Source organism: Gordonia rhizosphera NBRC 16068, assembly GCF_000298195.1.
GTDB classification, from domain to species: domain Bacteria; phylum Actinomycetota; class Actinomycetes; order Mycobacteriales; family Mycobacteriaceae; genus Gordonia; species Gordonia rhizosphera.
Map to the genome: position 1 here is coordinate 1 of NZ_BAHC01000071.1, position 21,611 is coordinate 21,611.

A 21,611-nucleotide genomic window follows, 5' to 3' on the forward strand; every position below is an offset into this window, starting at 1 on the left:
GACCATCAGACCAAGAGTGAACGCGCTGTTGACGATCCGCTGGCCGAACGGCGTCCCCTTCATGTACTCCTCGTCGAGGTGGAGGAGCGCGGGATTGTGCGTCATCGCGGTGAACAGGACATTGTCCGTCTCGGTCACCGTTCGCCGAATCGGATGCTCGAACCTCTGCCCCACCGAGAGTTCATCGAACCACACACCAGCCATCACAACCTCCATATCGAGTTCAAATGGTACGACCAAAAATATAGTTGGTCAATGATCACGGGCACGTACCAAGCTGCGCCCCAAACGAGCGCAATGGCGGCATCGAACGAACCCAGGTCCGTTCGATGCCGCCACCGCGAATTGACAGTTCCGGTCAGACTGCCGTGGCACCCTCCGCAGCGACCGCGGTTTCCACGCTCTCGCTGACCTCGCGGTGGTCCAGCGAGTAGCGGTAGGACCCCATGGCGAGAAGGCACGCGATAGACGCCACCACCATGCCCACGATCGGCACGATGCCGGCGTTGTACGAACCGGTAGCACTGTAGACCTGGCCGAGCAAGAAGATCCCGAACGACGCCCCCATCGCATAGAGGAAATAGATGAAGCCGAGGACCCGGGCGTAGGAGTGCTTCGGGAAGTACCGACTCGTGATGTACGCGGCCACATCCCCCTCGGCGCCCAACGCCAGCCCAACCAAGAGCGCGCCGCCCATCAGCGCGGCGGTTCCAGACGACGAGATCAACAGGATCACGCCGACTCCGCAGAGCGCAAAGATGATCGCCCCGATCATCGGCGCGAAGAACCGGTCGAGGGCGTAGCCGACGAGGACCCGGGCGCCGACCGACGACAGGCTCAACAGCGACAGCGCGGCGATCGCGGCGCTCTTGTCGATACCCTTGTCCGTCGTCATGGGAACCACCTGGGACATCAGTCCGAAGGTCGCACTCGAGACAAGGAAGATCGACCCGCTCAGCAGCCAGAACTGCCGCGACGTGCGTGCGAGCGCCCACAATGACTGGCCTGCGGTCCGGCCCGCCGCCCTCGCCGCGAGCCGCTCCTTCTCGTGCTCATGCGGCATCTTCGTGACAAACGCGTAGACCCCGGCGGGGATCACCGTGCACAGCGCGCCGATGATCAGGAATGTGCCCCGCCACCCCGCGAAGTCGAAGATCCAGTTCGCCAGATACGGCATCATCACACCGCACGCGCCGAGTCCGGCCATCAGGAAGCCCAGCGCGAGTCCACGCCGATCGACGAACCAGGCACTCACGACCGTGGCATGAGCGATGGGGTTGACCGCACCCGCCGAGAGACCGATCAGCACGCAGAGCAGGTAGAAGATCGCCTGATTGGCCGGTAGCGCCGCCATCAGCATCAAGCCCACGCCGAAGCCCATGGCCATCGGAACCGACGGCAACTTGGGTCCGTATCGATCGACCAGAATCCCGAGCGCGACAATGCTGACACCGACGAGAAGGGTCTCGATCGAGAAGCCATTGGTGATGACGCTCCGATCCCAGCCGAGGTCATCGGCCATCGGCTTGCCGAGAACGTTGAACAACACGTTGACCGTGGTCGTGCCGAACAGGAGTGTGAGGAATCCTGTTGCGGCATACCACCATCGATTCAGTTGTCTGCCCTGCGAGATGGGTGTAGCCAAAGCCATCGAGCTCTCCTGCCATTCCTGTGTCAAGGACTACCGCGGGGCCATAGCTGTGCCCGGCGTCACACCATTACAACATATGGACAGACCAAATGTAAAGCTAAGCCCAATTAAATTCTTCGCGCCTGAGATCGATGCAGCCGAGTCGGTCAACCGAGCGAATTCGACCGGGCTTCGAAGACACGAAGATCCGCGCGCGATGGCAGGTATTTGGCAACGAAACTCACTGCGGGAGTCGCGATGCTGATGAGGTAGGGATCGGCCCGCCGGCGGTGTGAATCGGGATCGTCCATGTGACACCGAGAAATCAGGTGCGCAACACCCACACGCCCGGCCCGGCAGACTTCCGAAGTCGGGTCGCTATTATCCAGCGGCGAGTCGCTCGGCAGCCGCCTTCACTGGCGCGTTCAGGCTGGTCGAGCGCAGACCTCGACTACGACTGCTGGGAGTACATCTGGTCGATCTCGGCCGCGTACTTGCGTTCGACCGCCGCCCGGCGAATCTTCATCGTCGAGGTCAACTCATCTGACCCCGGACTCCATTCCTCCGACATCAGTATCCAGTTGCGGATCGTTTCCGCCTTGTCCAGAACCTTGTTCGTCTCACGGACGAGCCGGTCGAGTTCAGCGACCACCACTGGGTCTGCCGTCAGCTCGGGTATCGTCCCTTCCACTCCGTGCTCGTTCGCAAACGCACGCAGATTCGACTCGTCCGGCACCATGAGCAGGGTCACGTGGCGACGCCCTTCAGCGATCGCCATGACGGCCGAGACGAGATCGGAGCGACTACGGACCTCCTGCTCGATGCGGGTGGGGACGATATTCCTTCCCGTCGCCGTCACGAGAAGGTCCTTCTTCCGCCCAAGGATGAACACATACCCGTCGGTGTCGATCCGGCCCAGATCGCCGGTGTGCAGCCACCCGTCGTCGTCCACGACCTCGCGGGTTCGGATTGGATCGCCGAGATAGCCGCTCATGACATTTGAGCCGCGTACCAGGAGTTCGCCGTCGGGGGCCACAACGCCTTCGCAGGAGTCGAGGAAGACCCCGACCGAGCCGGAGACGAGTCGCTCGGGTGGGTTGACGGTACACATGATGGCCTCCGACATCCCCCAGATGTTCGAGACCGGACTTCCGAGTTCTGCGAAGTACCCGAGGAGGTCCTCGGATGCCGGAGCGGTGGCGACGCCACGGTATTCCGAGGCGTCAAGCCCGAACTCCGCCATGATCTGCCGACCGGTGACGGTCTCGTCGGCGTCCTGCAGGGCGCGACCGCGCGCACGCAGTTTCTCATAGACACGGGGAACCGCGAAGAATCGAGTGGGTCGCACTCGACGTAGTTCGTCGTAGAGGAGGTCGGCATCCGGGACGCAATGGATGGTCGATCCAGTCGCCACCGCGAAGTAGTAACTCATGAATCTCTCGGCGATGTGGGTCAATGGCAGGTAGGAGAGGACCCTGCCCCCCGTTGCCATCGGCGCGACCTTGTCGGTTCCGCGCAAGCTCGAGACCATGACCCGATGCGCGAGCTGGACCGCCTTCGGTTCCCCCGTTGTGCCAGAGGTGAAGATCAACGTGGCGATGTCCTCGGAATCCGGAGGTGCGAAGGAATTCGGTGCGAAACCCTCTGTGGGCTGCGCGAATTCCGTCGACGAGATCACGCGCACGCCACCGGCCGCCGACGCGAGCATACGGGCGGTATCGACGCTGGATGCATCCGCCAGAAGGATCCGGGGCGCCGCGACGCGCATTACGGAGTCCAGTTTCGCTTCCGCGTCTCCGGGTTCGATGGAGAACGGGACCCCACCCGCCACGAGTACTGCCATGTCGGCCACATGGAACTCCGGCCGGTTGCCCATGAGCAGTCCGACGCGCTCACCGTGGGTCAGCCCCGTTGAGCGCAGTTGATCTGCCAGTGCGTCGACATGTCCTCCGTACTGTCTCCACGACATGATGGAATCCGGGCCGCTTAGCGCGACGTCGTCTCCGCGGTCGGCGACGGCCGCACGGAACAGGTCGACCAATGTGTCACCCGCAAAGATCGTCATTGGTGTATCCCTTCCTCGATCCGGGCTACCGCGCCACGCTGGTCGCGGCGGGTCATCTCACCTCACGCTGGACGATCGCACCCGCAGCGACTGCCTTTGCGACCGCAGCGCGATTCATCCCCCAATCCGCGAGGATTTCGTCGGTGTGCTCGCCCGGCAACGGCGGTCGGCGATCGACGGTCGCCGGGGTTCTGCCGAATCGGGGCGCGGGCGCAGGCTGGAGGTAACCATCGACATCGACAAACGATGACCGGGACCGACTCTGTTCGCTGTTCGGCGCTTCCATTGCATCCAGAACCGGTGCGATGCAGACCGCGCGCCCACGCGCGGCGCACACCCACTCGTCCCTGGTGCGCCGCTTGATCGCATCGGCGAAGACCTTCTTCATCTCCGGCCACTGCGATTGGTCGTTCTGGTCGGGCAGATCGTCGCCGAGTTCAAGGAGATCGATCAATTCGCGATAGAAGTGCGGCTCCATCGCGGCGACCGACAACCACAGCCCGTCAGAGGTCTCATAGACGTCGTAGAACGGCGCACCACTGTCGACGATATTCGTTCCGCGCGGCGCGTTCCACGTGCCGTTCTGGCGGAAACCATAGAAGGCCGTCGCCAGCAGCGACGCTCCTTCGACCATGGAGGCATCGACCACCTGCCCCACCCCGGACCGGTCACGCTCGATCAGCGCGGCCAAGACGCCCAGCGCGAGGACCATGCCACCGCCGCCGAAATCGCCGACGAGACTCAGCGGCGGTGTCGGGGGCTGATCGCGTCGACCGATCATCGACAGCACGCCGCTGAGAGCGACATAGTTGATGTCGTGCCCGACCTCCTGCGACATCGGTCCGGTCTGCCCGTATCCGGTCATGCGGCCGTAGATGAGACCCGGGTTACGCTCCATGCACTGTTCAGGGCCCAGACCGAGCCGTTCCATCACGCCCGGGCGAAAACCTTCGATCAGCACATCAGCGCGATCTGTCATCTCCAGGACGATGTCACGCCCGGCAGCCACCTTGAGGTCGACCGCAACCGATCTACGCCCCCGGTTGATCAACTCGGCTCGATGGTCGCTGTTCGGCCCGACCGGCCCGCCCCCACTGAGTCGGTCCACCCTGATGACATCCGCTCCCAGATCGGCGAGCAGCATCGCACAAAACGGACCCGGACCTATCGCGCCGAGCTCAACCACCCGTACCCCGCGCAGTGGACCGGTGAAATCGGAAGAAGCCGCGTTCCGCCAGTCTTCCATATAGACCACCTCTGCATTCCACCATCAATGCGGACATGGTTGCCGACCAACGCATTTCCGCTCCACTACGCACTTAGTATAATGGTCTGACCAGAAAGTCAACCGGTAAGTTGCCCGCCGGCATTCATCCCGTGACGGGGCGAACCGATCAGGCGAGCACCTCGCACGCCCATCGCCGGCGCCACACTTTCGCAGCCTTGCGCACATCCAGTACTCAACGCTACTGTTGTGCAAATGGTCAGTCCTAATGACCACAAATGCAAGGCCCTTCCGGGGCCGACGACAAGAAGGGACACCGAAGTCTGATGGCCGAATTCACCGACATCACCTACGAGGTCGACAACGGGCTGGCATGGATCACCATCAACCGCCCTGAGCGGTACAACGCCTTCCGGGCCCAGACCGTCGACGAACTGATTCTCGCGTTCAAGCGCGCCTGGGCGAGTTCCGAGGTGGGTGTGGTCGCGCTGACCGGTGCCGGCGACAAGGCGTTCTGCGCCGGCGGCGACCAGAAACAGCGCATGGAGACCGGCGATTACGGTCCGTCGCACAGCGGCTTGTTCGAGGTCGAATCGCTGCACCGCGTCATCCGTGACAACCCCAAGCCGGTGATCGCCGCCGTGAACGGATTGGCGATCGGCGGCGGACACGTGCTGCATGTGCTGTGCGATCTCACGATCGCCGCCGATACCGCCCAGTTCGGTCAGAACGGGCCGCGCGTGGGGTCCTTCGACGCCGGCCTCGGCTCGGGTTACCTGGCCCGCGTCGTCGGCGAGAAGAGGGCCCGCGAGATCTGGTTCATGTTGCGTCGCCTGTCCGCCGAGGAGGCGCTGGATTGGGGCCTGGTCAACAAGGTCGTCCCGGCCGCAGATCTCAAGGCAGAGGTACGTGCCTGGGCCGACCAGATGCTCGACTTCTCCCCGACCGCACTGAAGGTGCTCAAGCAGTCGCTGAACACCGACACCGAGCATTTCGTGAGTGTCGGCCAGATGGCGTACTCCACGCTGGAGATCTTCGGCGAGACTCCCGAGGCACGCGAGGGGATCACTGCGTTCAACGAGAAGCGCAAGCCGGACTTCACACCGTATCGGGGGAAGTGACATGCAGTTCTCGACAGAACAACGCGAATTCGCGGCGGCGGTGGAAGCCTATTGTCGCCGCGAACTGGCGACGGTCGCCCAGCGCGACGCCGTGACCGAGGGCGGCACCCTCGCCAACAGCCCAACCGTCCTCGCCGACATGGCCCGGCACGGCTGGCTCGGGGTGTCGCTACCCGAGGAGTTCGGCGGTGGCGGAGCGGGTTTCGTCGACGAGTGTATTTTCCTCGAGGAGTCCGCACGCGGCCTTGCTCCGATCACCGCATACTCCACCGGCCTGACCGCGGCACAGACCTACCTGCGGTGGGGTACCGAGGAGCAGAAGAAGACCATCGTCACCAATATGGCCGCCGGACGTCTCGAGGCCATCGCGCTGAGCGAGCCCGGCGCCGGATCCGATTTGGCGGGCCTGCGTGTGACGGCTCGTCGGGACGGTGACCGTTATCTGATCAACGGTCAGAAGACCTGGATCTCGGCGGCTCACGTGGCCGAGCACATCCTGGTACTGGCACGTGAGGATTCCTCGGGTAGCAAGCACCAGGGTATGACGCTGCTGATGGTGCCTACCTCCGCGGCCGGCCTCACGATCCGGGGCATCGAGACCATGGAACCGCGCACGTGCAACGACGTCTTCTTCACCGACGTCGAGGTCCCCACCTCGGCCGTGGTCGGAACACCCCGCAACGCGTGGAAACAACTGATGCGAGGGCTATCCATCGAACGCCTGATCATCGCCGCGATGAGCGTGGGCGGCGCCCGCCGCGCCCTCGACGACATCATCGCCTACGTGCGGGAGCGCGAACAGTTCGGCCAGAAACTGGCAGACTTCCAAGCACTGCGGCATCGGATCGCGGATTTGGCCACCGATGTGGAGCTGGCCCGGGTGTTCCTCTACGACGTGGCGAGCAAGATCGATCTCGGCCTCGAGGACGACCTCGCGCGCGAGAGCGCGATGGCCAAGATGCGGTGCACGGAAGTCGCCAAGAACACCACCCTCGAGGCGATGCAGATGATGGGCGGCTACGGATACGCACGCGAATACGGCATGGAGGGCCAGGTCCGCCGCGCCCTCGCCCCACCGATCTACGGTGGGGCCAACGAGATCCAGCGCGAGATCATCGCCAAGAACATCGGCCTGTAACCGGCCGTATACATCTGACAACGAGGTACATGATGACCGACGACTCGACCTTCTCACCGAAACTGCTGTCCGGGAAGCGGATTCTCATCACAGGGGGTGGCACCGGCCTGGGACGTGGCGTTGCGCGTCATCTCGTGGACCACGGTGCCGAGGTCCACCTGTGGGGGCGCCGAGACGCGGTGCTGGCCGAGGCCGCCGAAGAGGCATCGGCGTCTCGCCCGGGCGCCGTGCACTACCACACCGTCGACGTCCGCGATTACGAGAACGTCGACGCGACGATGGGGGCCATCTGGTCCGACCACGGCCCACTCACCGGTGTCGTGAACAACGCGGCGGCCAACTTCATCGCGCAGACCAAGGACCTGAGTCCCCGCGCCTTCCAGGCGATCACGAGTACCGTGATGAACGGGTCCTTCCACACCACCCATGCCGCCGGCAAACGCTGGATCGCCGATGGACTGCCCGGGAGTGTCCTGTCCACGCTCACGACGTGGGTGTGGACTGGTTCGGCGTTCGTCGTTCCCTCCGCGATGGCGAAGGCCGCAGTTCATTCGATGACGATGTCGCTGGCCGTCGAGTGGGCCAAGTACGGAATTCGGGTCAATGCCTTGGCTCCGGGCCCGATTCCCACCGATTACGCCTGGGAGATGTTGAACCCGACCGACAAGAGTTCCGTCGGCGCCACCCAGACCGACCAGATCCCAGCCGGGCGAGCCGGAACCATCCAGGAACTGGCCAATCTCACCATGTTCCTGCTGTCGGATGCCTGCGACTACCTCACCGGGCAGACGATCGCCATGGACGGCGGGCAGATGCTCGCCGGGCCGGGCACGTTCGCGGGGCTGACCACGCTGACCGACCAGGACTGGCAACAGATCAAAGAATCGAGCAAGGCCGCCTCGGAGTCCAGCAAGGCACAACGCGCTGTGTGAGGCGACCCCGAAGCCGCACCGACAAAGGGAGGGTGTGTATCCACTGGATACACACCCTCCCTTTGTTGTATGCGGACGTAAGCGCCGGGTCAGAGCGACGGCAGGTACTGGTACGAACTGCTGCGCGTCAACGCGAACTCGAAGATCCCGGACCCGGCAACACCGTCCAGATCGAACGAACACAGACGATCGGTCAGGGCGGAGTCGAGGCTCCGGGGCGTGACCGACCCATCGAGTGGGTAACGATCCGACTCGACGTGGTCGATCCCGTGCGACGTTCCGTGGTGACCGCCATAGCCGGCACCTGCCATGAACCCGCCCCCTGCGCGAGCGTCGGCACGCACCCGGTAGCGCTGCCCTGCTGCGGTCGTCACCTCCACGTCGCCCTCGACCAGATCGAGTCCATCGGTGAAACTGAGCGCGTGACGGACATCGACAATCGGATCGAGTCCGCCGTCCTCGTGCATCACCGCACCCTCAAGGAGAAGCCTGTCGTGGGCGCGGGTCTCGACCAGCAGGAAACCGATCGAGAAGTCCGGGAACTGCGCCTGATACCAGATGTGCAGCCCCTGGCCGCCGGCCATCGTGCGGACACCGCGTGAGCGATCACGCTGTCCATACCAGCCGTCGACCGAGAAGCGGTGCCCGTCGATCGACAGGGTCCCCTCGTATCGTCCTGATTGGAAGAGATGATCGAACGAGGTGCGCTGATCCGACGAGTTCGTCACCGCCACCTCCCCGAACCATGCCGGGGTCCGCGCGCGCCACGTGATGTCGAACTCGGTACCGATCACGTTGTCATCGAGCCGAAGTCGCCAGATCTGATTCGGCTCGACGACCTCGAACCGGAACGGTCCGGCACCGTTGCGGTCGGTGGCGCTCAGTTCCGAGGCGAACCGCAGGTTCCGCTGCTCCTTCTCGTCGGTCACGACGACGAAGCCATCGACGGTGTCCTTGAGCGGATACATCCCGAACCCCATGATCACCGAGGGCGCCGCGACGTCGACAGGATGCATGTTGAACATGAGCCGGTCGAAGAATCCGGCGGGCAGGTCGACGGCGTCGGCCCCTACCAGGCGATCGTGGAATGTCGTGTGGTCAGGTGTGGTGGTCACCAGAACTCCTTGGTCGTTGCGCACGTAGGGTGCGCGTGGCTAGCGTTGTGGGGCAGCGACATCGAGCAATCCCGCCGATCGGCGGGCATCGGCCAGGAAGCTCTGGACCAGGGCGGGATCCGAATAGTAGGGATCACCGATGCCGTCGATGACCCGGCGGCGGCTGTATTCATAGAGGACGGCCAGTTTCCACAGCGAGAATGTCGTATACCAGGCGAGATCGGTCAGGTCTCGGCCGGTGCGGACGCTGTACTCCTGAGCGAGTGCACCTTTCGACGGGAACCCGTCCTCGAGCATCGCCGCACCGAGCGCGGCCGTCGGGTTCATCGGTTGGCCTTGTTCGGGGACGGTCGCCAACAGGTATCCGACATCGAGCAGCGGATCGCCGATGGTGGCCAGCTCCCAGTCGAGGACCGCGGCGATCCGCCCGGGGGCTTCCGGGGCGAGGACGACATTGCCGATCCGGAAGTCGCAGTGGATCAATGTCGCACCGGACTCCGCGGGGGTGTGTGCCTCGAGCCAGGCGTCGATGTCGGCGAAATCCGCGGGTGGGTTGCCGTCCTCGTCGGCGACGAGGCGACGCATGCGCTGTAGGTGCCGTGCGTTGAATCCTTCGGGTCGGCCCATCTTCTCGAGTCCGGCGGCTCGCCAGTCGACGGCGTGGAGGTCAGCGAGTGTTTCGATCATGCTCTGTGCCACCGCGAGCCGCTGCTCGGGCGTGTTCAGGGGCGCCGGGGTCCGTGTCGTGACCACGGGACCGGGGGCGAAGCTCATGACGTAGAACGGGACGTCGATGACCTCATCCGCCTGCGCGATGGCGAGGACTTCGGGTACCGGTACCTTGGTCGGCCGCAGGGCGGAAAGGAGCTTCGCTTCCCGCAACATGTCGTTGGCACCCGGCGGGATCGGTGGCGGCGGTGGCCGGCGCACGACGACACTCCGCACGCCGTCGCTGACCAGGAAGGTCAGATTCGAGTGTCCGTCGCCGATCGCCTTGGTGGTGATCTCACCCGACGTGATTCCACGCTCGCTCAGAAATCGCTGCAGTGCATTCCGCGTGTCCGGCGTCCAGTCCCAGGTCATGTCGGTCACCGCCCGGTGAACACAGGGGCGCGCTTCTCCTTGAAGGCAGCCAGCGCCTCGGGCATGTCATCGGTGCGGGTGAGTAGCGCCTGTCCTCGGTTCTCCAGCTCGAGAGCCGCCTCGTACGAACCGATCTCGGCATTGCGTTGGATCGCTCGCTTCGACATTCGGACACCGCCCGGCGAGTTCTGCGCGATCAAGCGCGCCATCGCCATGGCTTCGTCGAGCAGCTGATCGGTCGGCACGATGTGGTTTACCAGCCCGATGCGCAGCGCTTCGTCCGCTTCGACGACCCTGGCCGTGAAGCCGATCTCCGCGGCTCGGGCGGGCCCGACCAGACGGCTCAGATTGAAGGACGTGCCGAGTTCTCCGCACGAGAGCCCGATCTTCACGAATGCCGCACTCATCTTGAGCGTGGGGGCGGCCAGTCGGATATCGGCGGCGAGTGCCAGCGAAAATCCGCCGCCGGTGGCGGGCCCGTGGATCGCCGCGATGACCGGGAACGGCAGGTGGCGAATCGACTGGATACCGTTGGTCGCGGTCTCCTGGAACTTGAGGAACTCCCGAACACCCATCTCGGCGATGACGTGGACCTCGTCGAGATCGAACCCGGGGCAGAAGGACCGATCACCCGTGCCGGTGACGATCAGCGCGCGCAAACCGCTGTCCCGCAACGCCCGTCCGGCGATGAGGAACTCGTGGAACATCTGTACGGTCTGTGAGTTCATCCGGTCCGGACGGTTGATCCGGAGGATGCCGATGCCGGGTTCGGCCTCCTCGAAGGTCAGGGTCTCGAGATCTGGAAAGAGGATGGACATGTGCTGGCACCTTGCCTTTGATTCTGGTGAAGAGTCCTATTTGCCCTGGAACACCGGTGCGCGCTTCTCCTTGAAGGCGTTCAGCGCTTCGGTCATGTCGGGGCTGCGGGTGAGCAGCGCCTGTCCGCGGTTCTCCAACTCGATCGCCGCGGCGTAGGAGCCCACCTCGAGATTGGCCTGCAGCGCACGTTTGGAGAGCTGTACGCCGCCCGGGGAATTGGCCAGGATCTGTTCGGCGAGCGCGAGCGCGTCGGCAACCGGATCGTCGGCCTCACTGAGCGAGTTGACCAGACCGAGTTCGGCGGCTTCCTCGGCACCGACGATGCGGCCGGTGAAGCAGATTTCACTCGTCTTCGCGGGTCCGATGAGCCGGGTCAGCAACCAGGAGGTACCGAGATCACCCGCCGACAGGCCGATCCGGACGAAGGCAGCATTGAACTTGGCTGCCGCGCTGCCGATCCGGATGTCGGCGGCCAGCGCCAGCGAGAACCCGCCACCCGCGGCGGCACCGTTCACCGCGGCGATCACCGGAACCCGCAACGATCGGATGGCGGTCAGGGCGCGTGCCGCACGCTCCTGTTGGTCGAGCATGCCGAGCGCACCCAGGTTGGGTAGGTCGTCGGCGTCGGCGAGATCGTATCCCGAACAGAACGCCTTCCCGGCGCCGGTGAGGATGACGACGCGGCAGTCGTCCTCGGTCTCCAACCCCCATGCGAGACGTTCCAGTTCGATGAACATCGTGTTGGTCATCGCGTTGTAGCGGTCGGGCCGGTTGAGCGTGACGAGCACGATGCCCGGTTTGACCTCCTCGGCGAGGAGGGTTTCGAAGCGTTCTTCCAATGTCTTCACAACAATGACTCCTAGATCGGTGTGGTTCGACGAAGCGCGTCAGCGGAAATCGGGCGTGCGCTTGTCGACGAATGCTCGGATACCCTCTGCGGCTTCACCGTCTTCGAACAGAGTCTGGATCTGCTCGACCTCGAAGCGCGCACCGTCCTCGAGTGGCAGGTCGAAGGCCGCGTCGACGGTGCGCACCACCGCGAGTTGCGCCGGCAGCGACGGCCCCACGAGCTCGTCGGCGAACGCCATCGCGGCCTCGAGCACATCGCCGTCGGTCAGCCTGTCGACCAGTCCGATCCGGAACGCCTCGTCTGCCCTCACCTGCCGGGCGGTGAGCATGATGTCGAGTGCACGGCCACGGCCGACGAGTCTCGGCAGCCGCTGGGTGCCGCCGGCACCCGGAATCAGCCCGAGCTTCACCTCCGGCAGACCGAACCTGCCGCCGACTCCCGCGACCCGGAGGGTGGCGGCCATCGCGAGTTCGAGACCGCCGCCGAGTGCCACACCGTCGACCGCGGCGATGGAGATCCAGGGGGCCGCCGCGAGGCGGTCGTTGACCTCGCGCATCTTGTCGCCGTATGCGGTGAAGCTCTCCGCGTCGATGGAGGAGAGGTGTTTGATGTCGGCACCGGCCGCGAAGAACCCTGAGATCGCCGAGGCGATCACCATGACCTTGACGTCACCGGCCTTCTCGGCGGCATCCATGGCGAGGTGCATGCCGTCGAGTAGCGGTATCCCCAGCGCGTTGGCCGGCGGGCGCTCGAGGCTCACCGCGGTGATCCCGGGTTTGACCGTCGTCCAGCTGACGACGTCGTGCGGTTGGCCTGCCATCTCGCCTCACAATTCGCCTGTTCATCGGCTTCGCGCCGGTCGACTCGCTCTCGTCGGACGCTATCCAGACGACCAAGCCAAGTCAATGATTACTTTGGTATGACCAAAATACATTATCGGGCGCGCCCGGGCAACGGTGTTCCCACGGCCGCACTCTTTGCTGCTAGATTAGGTACGACCAAATACACAGGAAGCAGGTGACCATGGCCGAGTCGAGCACGTCGAGCGCGGTTGCGCGACATCCGGTCAAGTTGCAGCCGATGCAGGTGCCCAAAGCATCCGACGTCCTCGCAAACGACCTCCGCGAGCGGATTCTGCGGGGAGAATTCCCCTCCGGAACCGCACTTCCCCCGGAACGGGAACTGGTCACCCAGACCCGCATGAGCCGGACAACGGTGCGTGAGGCGCTGCGCATCCTCGAGGTCCAGGGCCTGGTGGTCATCAAGACCGGACGATCCGGCGGCGCGTTCGTCCAACAACCCGGCGGCGACGCCGTGGCCACCTCGGTGAGCCTGCTGATCCGTGGGCAGCAACTGCGACTCACCGCACTGCTGGAGACACGCGAGGCGATCGAGCCCGCGTGCGCGAGCCTGGCCGCAAAGTACCGTACCGACGACGACCTGGCCGCGCTCGATGCCGCGAATGCGACGATCGGGGACCCCGCCACTCCGCTCCAAGCATTCCTTCAGGCAAACGTCGACTGGCACATCGCGGTTGCCACCGCGAGCCACAACGAACTGCTGACCGGTTTCATGACCGCACTCTCCAGCGCGATCTACAGTTCGACCGAGAACAAGGCCTTCGTGGACGACGAGGTCCGCAAGACGACATTCAAGGCGCACAAAACGATCACCGACGCGATCCGTGCCGGTGACGCGGTTGCGGCCATGCGGCGCATGACCAAGCACGTCCACGGGTACGCCGAGGCGGTGGTCCAGGTCGAGGAACGGACCGAGATCGAGCTGGGCGATTCCTGACGCTGTCAGGGAAGGGAAGCCCCGTCTGGGTCGGTCCTCTCTACTGAGGTCCGACTCAGACGGCAACTACGCCGGCACCGTTGTCGACAAGTGCTGGCGAAGACCCGTGAGGATCTCGGTGTTGATCGCGCGGGTCTGTGCGTCGCTCAGCCCCCAGGGCGGAGCGACGAGATCGAGGTGGTCGAACTCCGGCGGGATCTCGGCCAGCTTGCGTGTGAACTCGTCGGGTCGGCACGCGATGCTGATCGTGTCGATCATGTCGTCGCTCACCGCGCGAATCAGCGCCTCGGTGTCGCGGTCGCGTGCCGCCTGGCGGATCACGCGTTGTTCCGCACTCCAGCCGTGCAGGTCGAACAGCCGGTCGTAGACACGGGAGGCGGCATATTGTCCGATGGCGTAGGCGGCCTGCCGCCGCGCCACCTCGACATCGTCGTCGATCGCGCACATCCGGATCCCCATGATAGTGACATCGCGGGGGTCGCGGCCGCTGCGTGCGGCTCCCACCGCGAGTTCGTCGGCCACCGGCCCACGGATGTACTCCGACGTGAACATGGGATGGCCGACGAGGCCGTCGGCATGCTCACCTGCGGTACGCAGCATGAGCTTGTTGACGCCGGCGATCCAGATCGGGATGGTCGGCCGGACCGGTTCGGGCACGTCCGATGTCGGAGCGATGTGCACGGTGTAGAAGCGGCCGTCATGGTCGACGGGTCCCTCGTGCAGCTGCCACAGCTTCTTCAACACCGTCAGCAGTTCGGCCATGCGCGCGGCCGGTGCCTCGCCGCTGACCCCGTGCCAGGCCTCCATCATCTTCGGGGTTCCGTTGCCGAGGCCCAGAATGATGCGGCCGCCGGACAATTCGTCGAGATCCCGGGCCTCGGCCGCCCACATCAGCGGGCTGCGCCCGACTCCGTAGGCGATGTTCGTGCCGATCTGGATCGTGCTCGTGCCCGCCGCGAGCATCGCCATCGGGATGGTCGCGGATCTGCTGTAGAGCTCGCTGGTCCACACGGCCGAACACCCGGCGGCCTCGGCGTCCCGGGCGAGGTCGACCATCGTGTCGTAGCGTTGTCTGCCGGTGCCGACTCCGAATGCGTTGACGCCGAACGTCGTCATCTCATGTACTCCTGTCGATCGTGTGTCAGGCGCGCCGCGGGAATCGGTCGAACTCCGGTGATCGCTTCGCCTTGAAGGCTTCTCGCCCTTCTTTCGCCTCGTCCGAGGCGTAGAAGAGCAGATTGGTGTCGTGCGCGAGTTGCTGTATGCCGGCGAGTCCGTCCTCGGCGGCATGGAAGCTGGCCTTCATCAACCGCAACGCCATCGGGGACAGTTCGAGCATCTCGCGGCACCAGGCCACCGTCTCACGTTCCAGGTCCGCCAATGGCACCACCGTGTTGACGAGGCCCATGTCCAGGGCCTGCGCCGCTGTGTACTGGCGACACAGGAACCAGATCTCCTTGGCCTTGCGCTGGCCCACCATATTGGCGAGCAGTCCGGCACCGAATCCGCCGTCGAATGATCCGACGCGCGGTCCGACCTGGCCGAGGCGGGCGTTGTCCGCGGCGATGGTCAGGTCGCAGACGATCTGCAGGACGTGACCGCCGCCGATGGCGTAGCCGGCGACCATGGCGACGACGGGTTTGGGCAGACGCCGGATCTGCACCTGTAGGTCGGTCACATGGAAGCGGCCCACCGCACCGGGGGTATCGGGCTCGGTGAGATAGCCCGTGTCTCCGCGCACGCGTTGGTCGCCTCCGGAGCAGAAGGCCTTGTCGCCCTCACCGGTCAGCACGATCACCCCGATCGTCGGATCCTCTCGCGCGTGAGTGAGCGCGTCGGAGATCTCCATGAGGGTCTGGGGACGAAAGGCGTTGTGCACCTCCGGGCGGCAGATGGTGATCTTGGCGATGCCGTCGTCGGTGCGGGAGTAGTCGACGTCGTCGTAGCGACGGACCGTCGACCACTCCACCGCTGCGTCTGTCACGGTCGGATCACGCCATCGTCAGGCCGCCGCTGACGGACAGGGTCTGACCGGTGATGTAGCCGGTCTCGTCGGAGGCGAAGAAGGCCACGGCCGCGGCGATGTCGGCCGGTTGCGCGAGCCGCTTCATGGGCACCGAGCGCGTCATGCCGCCGATCACCTTGTCGGCATCTTGTCCGGAGTTGTTGGCGAACTTGCGCAGGGCCGGGGTGTCGGTGGGCCCGGGGCACACGGTGTTCACGGTCACGCCCTTCGTGGCGACCTCCCGGGCAAGGGTCTTGGTGAAGGCGATGATCCCGCCCTTGGCGCCGGAGTAGACGGCCTCCAACGACGAGCCCACGCGACCGGCGTCCGAGCCGATGTTGATCACCCGGCCGAATCCGCGTTCGATCATGCCGGGGACGACGGTGTGGTTGACCCGAAGTGCGCCCTTGAAGTTGATGTCGAGGATCTTGTTCCAGAAATCCTCGTCGGTGTCGAGGAACTTCATGAAGTCGTCCCAGCCGGCGTTGTTCACGGCGATCTCGACGGGTCCGAGTTCGTTGGTGACCTGCTCGACGGCGGCCTTGACCGATGCGGTGTCGGTGACGTCGATGGGCACAGCGATGGCCTCGCCCCCGGCGGTGACGATCTCCTTGGCGGTCTGCTGTGCCGCCTCGATGTTGAGGTCGGCGACAGCGACACGGAATCCGGCCTCGCCGAGTCGGCGGGAGATCCCTTCGCCGATGCCCTGGGCTCCGCCGGTGACGAGTGCAACTCGATTGGTCATGGTGTCTCTAGCCTTTCGATGGTGTTTCGGATGTGGTGGATGCGGGGTCGCTGCGGTGATCGGTTACGACGCGGCTCGAACCGCGCTCGCGAGCTCCTCGCGGAACTCGGGTGCGGCGATCGCGATGAGCCTGCGTCGCCGTTCGGCAAGTGGCTGGCCTCGTAGGTGTGCGATGCCGTGTTCGGTCACCACGCAGTCGACGTCGGCACGTGCCGTGGTCACGACGCCTTCGTCGAGACCGAACTTGATCGACGACCGGCCACGCATGGTGGAGCGCAGGGCCACGATGGATCGCCGCCCGGTGAGTGCGGCCGCGCGGGCGAAGTCGACCTGTCCGCCGACCGCGCCGAGGTAGGTCCCTCGACTCATCTCCGCGCCCACCTGCCCGGTCAGGTCGACCTCGATGGCGAAGTTGACCGCGACCAGCGAGGACAACTGCGAGAGTGTCTGGGGTGCATGGGTGTAGCTGGTAGGCCGGAACAATAGGGGCAGGTCCGCTGCCCGGGTGTAGAGTTCCGACGAGCCGAGCGCGGTGCCGGCGACCGCGAGGCCGACATCGACCTGCTTACGGGCTCCGGTGACGACACCCTTGTCGATGAGGCGCATGACACCGTCGGTGATCATGCCGGTGTGCACTCCCAGGTCGCGGTGACCGGCCAGGGCGTCGCACACGGCTGCGCCCGTGGCTCCGATGCCGATCTGGATCGTGTCGCCATCGTCGACGAGTTCGGCGATGTGGCGCGCGATGGCGCGGTCGACGTCTCCGGGTGGACGCGCACTCTCCTCCTGCAGTGGGCGGTCGGTCTCGACGGTTCCGGCGAAACGCCGCAACGGGATACGGGGCGAACCCGGAATCGCCGGCATCTGCGCGTTGATCTCGGCGAAGAGCAGAGACGTGTGGTCGATGGCGTCGGCCATGTAATCCACGCCGATACCCAGTGAGCACATGCCGTCGACATCGGGGGGCGACACCTGCAGAAGACCGGCATCGCAGGGCAGCCGGTGCTCGGCGAACATCCGGGGCAGCGCCGAGTAGTGACAGGGCACGACCTCCAGTTGGTTGGTCGCACCGAGATCCCGCAACGCGCCCAGGCCGCCGTAGGAGACCATCGTGTCGGTGGGCGAGATGGACTGCGCCAACTGATCATTCCAGCTCAGTCCGGTGAACAGCCGAAGCGGCCCGAATGCGCCGGCCTGCGCGAGCAACTCGTCGACGAGCGGACGCGGCTCGGCGGCGGCCTGGCTCCACCAGACCCCCATACCCGGCCGCAGCAGCCCGCTGAAGTCGACCATCAGTCCACCCGCTCGATGAGCGTGCCGGTACCGAGACCGCCACCGCAGCACATGGTCACCAGACCGAGGTGGCTGTCGCGGCGCTCCATCTCGTGCAGGATGGTCGCGATCAGCCGCGCACCCGTGGCCCCGACGGCGTGGCCGAGTGCGATGGCCCCGCCGTTGACGTTGACCCGGTCCTCGTCGGGCTTGAGCTCCCGCTGCCAGGCCAGCACGACCGAGGAAAACGCCTCGTTGACCTCGAACAGGTCAATGTCGTTGACCGTCAGTCCGTTTCGTTCCAGGAGCTTGTGGGTCGCGGGGATCGGACCGGTGAGCATGATGATCGGATCGACGCCGACGGTGGTCTGGTCGGCGATCCGGGCCCGCACTCGAAGGCCGTGGCGCTCGGCCGCTTCACGGGTGCACAGCACGACGGCCGCCGCGCTGTCGCAGATCGGGCTCGAGGTGCCGGCGGTGACCCGCCCGTTCTCGGCGCGGAACACCGTCTTCAGCTTGCCCAGCGTCTCCAGCGAGGTACCCGGCCGAACCGTCTGATCGCCGGTGCGCACCTCGCCGTCGAGTTCCATGTCCACCATCTCATCGACGAACCGCCCCGCGTCGATGGCCTCGGCGGCCAGCGCATGCGAGCGCACCGCGAATTCGTCCATTTCGGTGCGCGAGATGTCCCACCGCTCGGCGATGAGCTCGGCGCTCTCCCCCTGGGTGACGAAGTCGTAGCGTTCGCGCAACTCGGCCGGCCACGGCTCGCCGTACAGTTCGCTGATCTTGGCGGGCGAGTTCATCGGCACGTGACCCATGTGTTCGACGCCGCCTGCGATCACGAGGTCGTGCACACCCGACGACACCAGGGCGGCACCGAAGTTGACCGCCGTCTGTGCGGATCCGCAGCGACGGTCCAGAGTGGTTGCCGGGACCTCGGCCGGGTAGCCGGCCTGCAGCCAGGCGTTGCGCCCGATGTTGCGGGACTGCTCGCCGAACGGTGCCGTGCACCCGATGATCAGGTCTTCCACGACACCCGGGTCGATACCCGTCCGGGCCACGAGATCCTGATAGCAGGCGGCCAGCATCGCGTTCGGGTGGGTGTCGCGAAACCAGCCCTTCTCGGGATGAGACTTGCCGATGGGGGTGCGGACCGCCTCGGCGATGACAACCTCACGTCCGGAGTCGGCGAAGGGACCCGTTACTCGTGCACCCATGTCAGATCACCGTCCCGCCGTCGACCGGAAGGATCTGTCCGGTGATGTACGCGGCCGCATCGGACGCGAGGAACACGAAGGTCGGAGCGATCTCATCCGGATATGCCCAGCGGCCCAGCGGGATACGCGCCAGCGTCTTCGCTGCGAGTTTCTCGTTGCTGCGGATGTTCTCGGTCATCGCGGTGGCGGCCAGCGGAGCGACCGCGTTGACGGTGACCGACTGCCTCGCCAGCTCGCGGGCGAGCGACTTCGTCAGGCCGATGATCGCGGCCTTGGCCGCGCCGTAGTTGGCCTGTCCGATGGTGCCGGTCAGCCCTGCCGCCGATGTCACGTTGATGATTCTCCCGGTGCCATCGTCGGGCAGGACGTCCAGGGCGGCGTGACTGCAGTGGTAACTGCCCATGAGGTGGGTATCGAGCACCTTGCGGAACCGGTCCTCGTCCATTTTCGGGAACATCGCGGGGGCGATGACGCCGGCGTTGTTGACCAGGATGTTGAGCTTCCCGTTGCCGAGACGGGCAGCCGCGGCGACGGCATCCCGGGCGTTCTCGGCGTCGCACACGTCGAGTGCGAAGGGCTCGGCAACCCCACCGGCGGCGGTGATGCGCTGGCTCACCGCTGCGGCGGCGTCCTTGTTGATGTCGGTGACGAGCACCGCGGCGCCCGCGGCCGCGAAGGCCTCGGCCACCGCGGCGCCCACACCGCCACCCGCACCGGTCACGAGCGCGGTTCGGCCGTCGAGTCCGAATACGCCGAGTCCCCTGGGTGTTGTCGATTCGGGCTGGTCACTCATCAGTAGCTCCTGGGCAGGCCGAGCACATGCGACCCGAGGTAGTTGAGAATCATTTCCTGACTGATCGGCGCGATACGCGTCAGCCGCGCCTCCCGGAAGTAGCGGGCTACGTTGTATTCCTCCGAGTAACCCATCCCGCCATGGGTCTGCAGCGCGCGGTCTGCGGCCTCGAAGCCGGCGTCCGCGCACAGATACTTCGCCGTATTGGCCTCGCGCCCGCAGGGTTTGCCGTTGTCGTAGAGCCAGGTGGCCTTGCGTAGCATGAGTTCCGCGGCATCGAGCCGGGCGAGGGAATCGGCCAGCGGGAACTGGATGCCCTGGTTCTTGCCGATCGCCCGGCCGAACACCTCGCGGTCGTTGCCGTAACGGACCCCGGCGCGCATCGCGGCACGGCCGATACCCAACGCCTCGGCCGCGACGAGCATCCGTTCCGGGTTCAATCCGTCGAGAATGTAGGTGAACCCCTTACCCTCCTCGCCGACCCGGTCCTCGACCGGGATCTCGAGGTTGTCGATGAAGAGTTCGTTGGAGGTGACCGCGTTTCGTCCCATCTTCTTGATGGGTCGGATGTCGACCTTGTCGCGATCGAGATCGGTGAGGAACAACGTCATACCGTCGGTCTTGCGCGGCGACTCGTCGAACTTCTGAGTGCGCGTAAGCAGCAGGATCTTCTCCGACTCCACCGCCTTGGAGATCCAGACCTTGCGGCCGTTGACGATGTACTTGTCGCCATCACGCTTGGCGAAGGTGGTGATCTTGGTGGTGTCGAGGCCCGCACCCGGCTCGGTGACGCCGAAGCAGACATGCAGGTCACCGTTGACGATACGCGGCAGCGTCCGCCGCTTCAGCTCCTCGCTGCCGTGCACGATCACCGGGTGCATCCCGAAGATCGACAGGTGCATCGAACTCGCACCGTTCATTCCGGCACCCGACGCCGCCACCTGTTCAAGGATGATCGACGCCTCGGTGATGCCGTACCCGTGGCCGCCGTACTCCTCCGGGGTGGTGATCCCCAACCAGCCACCTTCGGCGAACGCGTTGTAGAACTCCGTGGGGAATTCGTGCTTCTCGTCCTTCTCCTGCCAGTACTGATCGTCGAACTTGGCCGCCAGTTCGGCGACCGCATCCCGAATCGTGATCTGATCCTCTGTCAGTTCGAAATCCACGTTGCTCTCCAAATCCTCAATTGAGGTAACTATATCAATGGCCTGACCAAATAACCAGAGGGTGCGTCCAGCCCCTCTACGCGTTGTCGTCGAGCACTGCGGCCGCGATCAGCTCGTTCCAGGCGCTCGGCACGCCGAACAGGGTCTGGTCGAGCTTGGCGCGCTTGTAGAACAGGTGTAGGTCGTGTTCCCACGTGTAACCGATGGCCCCGTGCACGGTCAGGGCAGAATCCGCCAGGTCCGCGACGGGCTTGGTCACCTGTGATTTGGCCACCGCGGCGATGGTGTCGGCGTCGTCGAGGCCGGCATCCACGGCGGCTGCCGCATACAGTGCCGTGGAATACGAGGCCTCGACGGTGACCAGCATCTGGGCCGCGGCGTGTTTGACGGCTTGGAAGGACCCGATGACCTTGCCGAACTGTTTGCGTTGCAGGCTGTACTCGACGGCGAGTTCCAGCATCCGCTCGGCCGCGCCCAACGCGTCGGCGGCGACGAGTACCGCGGCCAGTGTCGCGGTCCTCCCCAGCATCGTGTCGCCCCCGGACTCGAGACCGGCGATCGGGGAGCCGGCGAACTCGACGGTGGCCACGGCACGTGAGCGGTCGAGCAGATTTTCCGCCGACACCGTCACGTCC

Annotated in this window: 21 protein-coding genes; 4 read left to right on the top strand and 17 right to left on the bottom strand. The window is 65.2% G+C overall.

Annotated elements, in window-relative coordinates:
- The 4 genes from GORHZ_RS08630 to GORHZ_RS08645 all read right to left on the bottom strand — a co-directional run.
- Positions 1–204, bottom strand: a 204-nt coding sequence (locus tag GORHZ_RS08630) for a MaoC/PaaZ C-terminal domain-containing protein (protein WP_040530877.1), incomplete at its 3' end; no start/stop codon positions are given.
- 154 nt (positions 205–358) lie between these two features.
- Complete coding sequence (locus GORHZ_RS08635; RefSeq protein WP_006332143.1) at positions 359–1,651, bottom strand: MFS transporter; 1,293 nt, start codon at positions 1,649–1,651, stop codon at positions 359–361.
- Positions 1,652–2,081: 430 nt separating this feature from the next.
- A complete protein-coding gene (locus GORHZ_RS08640; RefSeq protein WP_006332144.1) occupies positions 2,082–3,695 on the bottom strand; it encodes an AMP-dependent synthetase/ligase in 1,614 nt (537 codons plus the stop codon).
- 52 nt (positions 3,696–3,747) lie between these two features.
- On the bottom strand, positions 3,748–4,941 hold the full coding sequence (locus tag GORHZ_RS08645; RefSeq protein ID WP_040530870.1) for a CaiB/BaiF CoA transferase family protein: 1,194 nt from the start codon (positions 4,939–4,941) through the stop codon (positions 3,748–3,750).
- Between the two features lie 305 nt (positions 4,942–5,246).
- Between GORHZ_RS08645 and GORHZ_RS08650 the strand changes: the two genes are divergently transcribed.
- The 3 genes from GORHZ_RS08650 to GORHZ_RS08660 are packed head-to-tail and all read left to right on the top strand — an operon-like array spanning position 5,247 to position 8,111.
- Positions 5,247–6,041: an enoyl-CoA hydratase-related protein gene (locus GORHZ_RS08650; protein ID WP_040530872.1), complete on the top strand. Its 795-nt coding sequence runs from the start codon at positions 5,247–5,249 to the stop codon at positions 6,039–6,041.
- A 1-nt stretch (position 6,042) separates the two neighbouring features.
- Entirely contained in the window at positions 6,043–7,179 is a 1,137-nt protein-coding gene (locus tag GORHZ_RS08655) for an acyl-CoA dehydrogenase family protein (RefSeq protein ID WP_006332147.1), read from the top strand.
- Positions 7,180–7,211: 32 nt separating this feature from the next.
- Positions 7,212–8,111: an SDR family oxidoreductase gene (locus GORHZ_RS08660; protein ID WP_006332148.1), complete on the top strand. Its 900-nt coding sequence runs from the start codon at positions 7,212–7,214 to the stop codon at positions 8,109–8,111.
- Between the two features lie 89 nt (positions 8,112–8,200).
- On the opposite strand, the gene GORHZ_RS08665 is transcribed toward GORHZ_RS08660, so the two are convergent.
- Genes GORHZ_RS08665 through GORHZ_RS08685 form a run of 5 tightly spaced genes read right to left on the bottom strand, consistent with a single transcriptional unit; the run spans position 8,201 to position 12,798 of the window.
- Complete coding sequence (locus GORHZ_RS08665; protein ID WP_006332149.1) at positions 8,201–9,226, bottom strand: Rv3169 family protein; 1,026 nt, start codon at positions 9,224–9,226, stop codon at positions 8,201–8,203.
- A 39-nt stretch (positions 9,227–9,265) separates the two neighbouring features.
- Positions 9,266–10,309 (bottom strand): phosphotransferase family protein, encoded by a 1,044-nt coding sequence (locus GORHZ_RS08670; protein WP_006332150.1) that lies wholly within the window; start codon positions 10,307–10,309, stop codon positions 9,266–9,268.
- 5 nt (positions 10,310–10,314) lie between these two features.
- On the bottom strand, positions 10,315–11,127 hold the full coding sequence (locus GORHZ_RS08675; protein WP_006332151.1) for an enoyl-CoA hydratase/isomerase family protein: 813 nt from the start codon (positions 11,125–11,127) through the stop codon (positions 10,315–10,317).
- A 36-nt stretch (positions 11,128–11,163) separates the two neighbouring features.
- Positions 11,164–11,976: an enoyl-CoA hydratase/isomerase family protein gene (locus GORHZ_RS08680; RefSeq protein WP_006332153.1), complete on the bottom strand. Its 813-nt coding sequence runs from the start codon at positions 11,974–11,976 to the stop codon at positions 11,164–11,166.
- A gap of 39 nt (positions 11,977–12,015) precedes the next feature.
- Positions 12,016–12,798 carry an enoyl-CoA hydratase/isomerase family protein gene (locus GORHZ_RS08685; protein ID WP_006332155.1) on the bottom strand — a complete coding sequence of 261 codons (783 nt, stop codon included), beginning with the start codon at positions 12,796–12,798 and terminating at the stop codon, positions 12,016–12,018.
- 203 nt (positions 12,799–13,001) lie between these two features.
- Here GORHZ_RS08685 and GORHZ_RS08690 point away from each other — a divergent pair, with 203 nt between their 5' ends.
- Positions 13,002–13,775: a FadR/GntR family transcriptional regulator gene (locus GORHZ_RS08690; RefSeq protein ID WP_083877230.1), complete on the top strand. Its 774-nt coding sequence runs from the start codon at positions 13,002–13,004 to the stop codon at positions 13,773–13,775.
- 66 nt (positions 13,776–13,841) lie between these two features.
- On the opposite strand, the gene GORHZ_RS08695 is transcribed toward GORHZ_RS08690, so the two are convergent.
- From GORHZ_RS08695 to GORHZ_RS08730, 8 genes are all read right to left on the bottom strand, one after another.
- The gene (locus GORHZ_RS08695; protein WP_006332164.1) at positions 13,842–14,891 is read right to left on the bottom strand and encodes an LLM class flavin-dependent oxidoreductase; all 1,050 of its coding nucleotides are present in this window, start codon (positions 14,889–14,891) and stop codon (positions 13,842–13,844) included.
- A gap of 25 nt (positions 14,892–14,916) precedes the next feature.
- Positions 14,917–15,744 (bottom strand): 1,4-dihydroxy-2-naphthoyl-CoA synthase, encoded by an 828-nt coding sequence (menB, locus tag GORHZ_RS08700; RefSeq protein WP_280985851.1) that lies wholly within the window; start codon positions 15,742–15,744, stop codon positions 14,917–14,919.
- A gap of 22 nt (positions 15,745–15,766) precedes the next feature.
- Positions 15,767–16,525, bottom strand: a complete 759-nt coding sequence (locus tag GORHZ_RS08705) for an SDR family NAD(P)-dependent oxidoreductase (protein ID WP_006332166.1) — start codon at positions 16,523–16,525, stop codon at positions 15,767–15,769.
- A 63-nt stretch (positions 16,526–16,588) separates the two neighbouring features.
- Positions 16,589–17,818: an acetyl-CoA hydrolase/transferase family protein gene (locus GORHZ_RS08710; protein ID WP_006332167.1), complete on the bottom strand. Its 1,230-nt coding sequence runs from the start codon at positions 17,816–17,818 to the stop codon at positions 16,589–16,591.
- Positions 17,818–19,017 carry a thiolase family protein gene (locus GORHZ_RS08715; protein ID WP_006332168.1) on the bottom strand — a complete coding sequence of 400 codons (1,200 nt, stop codon included), beginning with the start codon at positions 19,015–19,017 and terminating at the stop codon, positions 17,818–17,820. Before GORHZ_RS08715 ends, GORHZ_RS08710 begins: the two co-directional genes overlap by 1 nt.
- Before the next feature lies 1 nt (position 19,018).
- A complete protein-coding gene (locus tag GORHZ_RS08720; protein WP_006332169.1) occupies positions 19,019–19,810 on the bottom strand; it encodes an SDR family NAD(P)-dependent oxidoreductase in 792 nt (263 codons plus the stop codon).
- Positions 19,810–20,976: an acyl-CoA dehydrogenase family protein gene (locus tag GORHZ_RS08725; protein WP_006332170.1), complete on the bottom strand. Its 1,167-nt coding sequence runs from the start codon at positions 20,974–20,976 to the stop codon at positions 19,810–19,812. The genes GORHZ_RS08720 and GORHZ_RS08725 overlap by 1 nt, the downstream gene beginning before the upstream one ends.
- A gap of 76 nt (positions 20,977–21,052) precedes the next feature.
- On the bottom strand, positions 21,053–21,611 hold a 559-nt coding region (locus GORHZ_RS08730), incomplete at its 5' end, for an acyl-CoA dehydrogenase family protein (protein WP_006332171.1).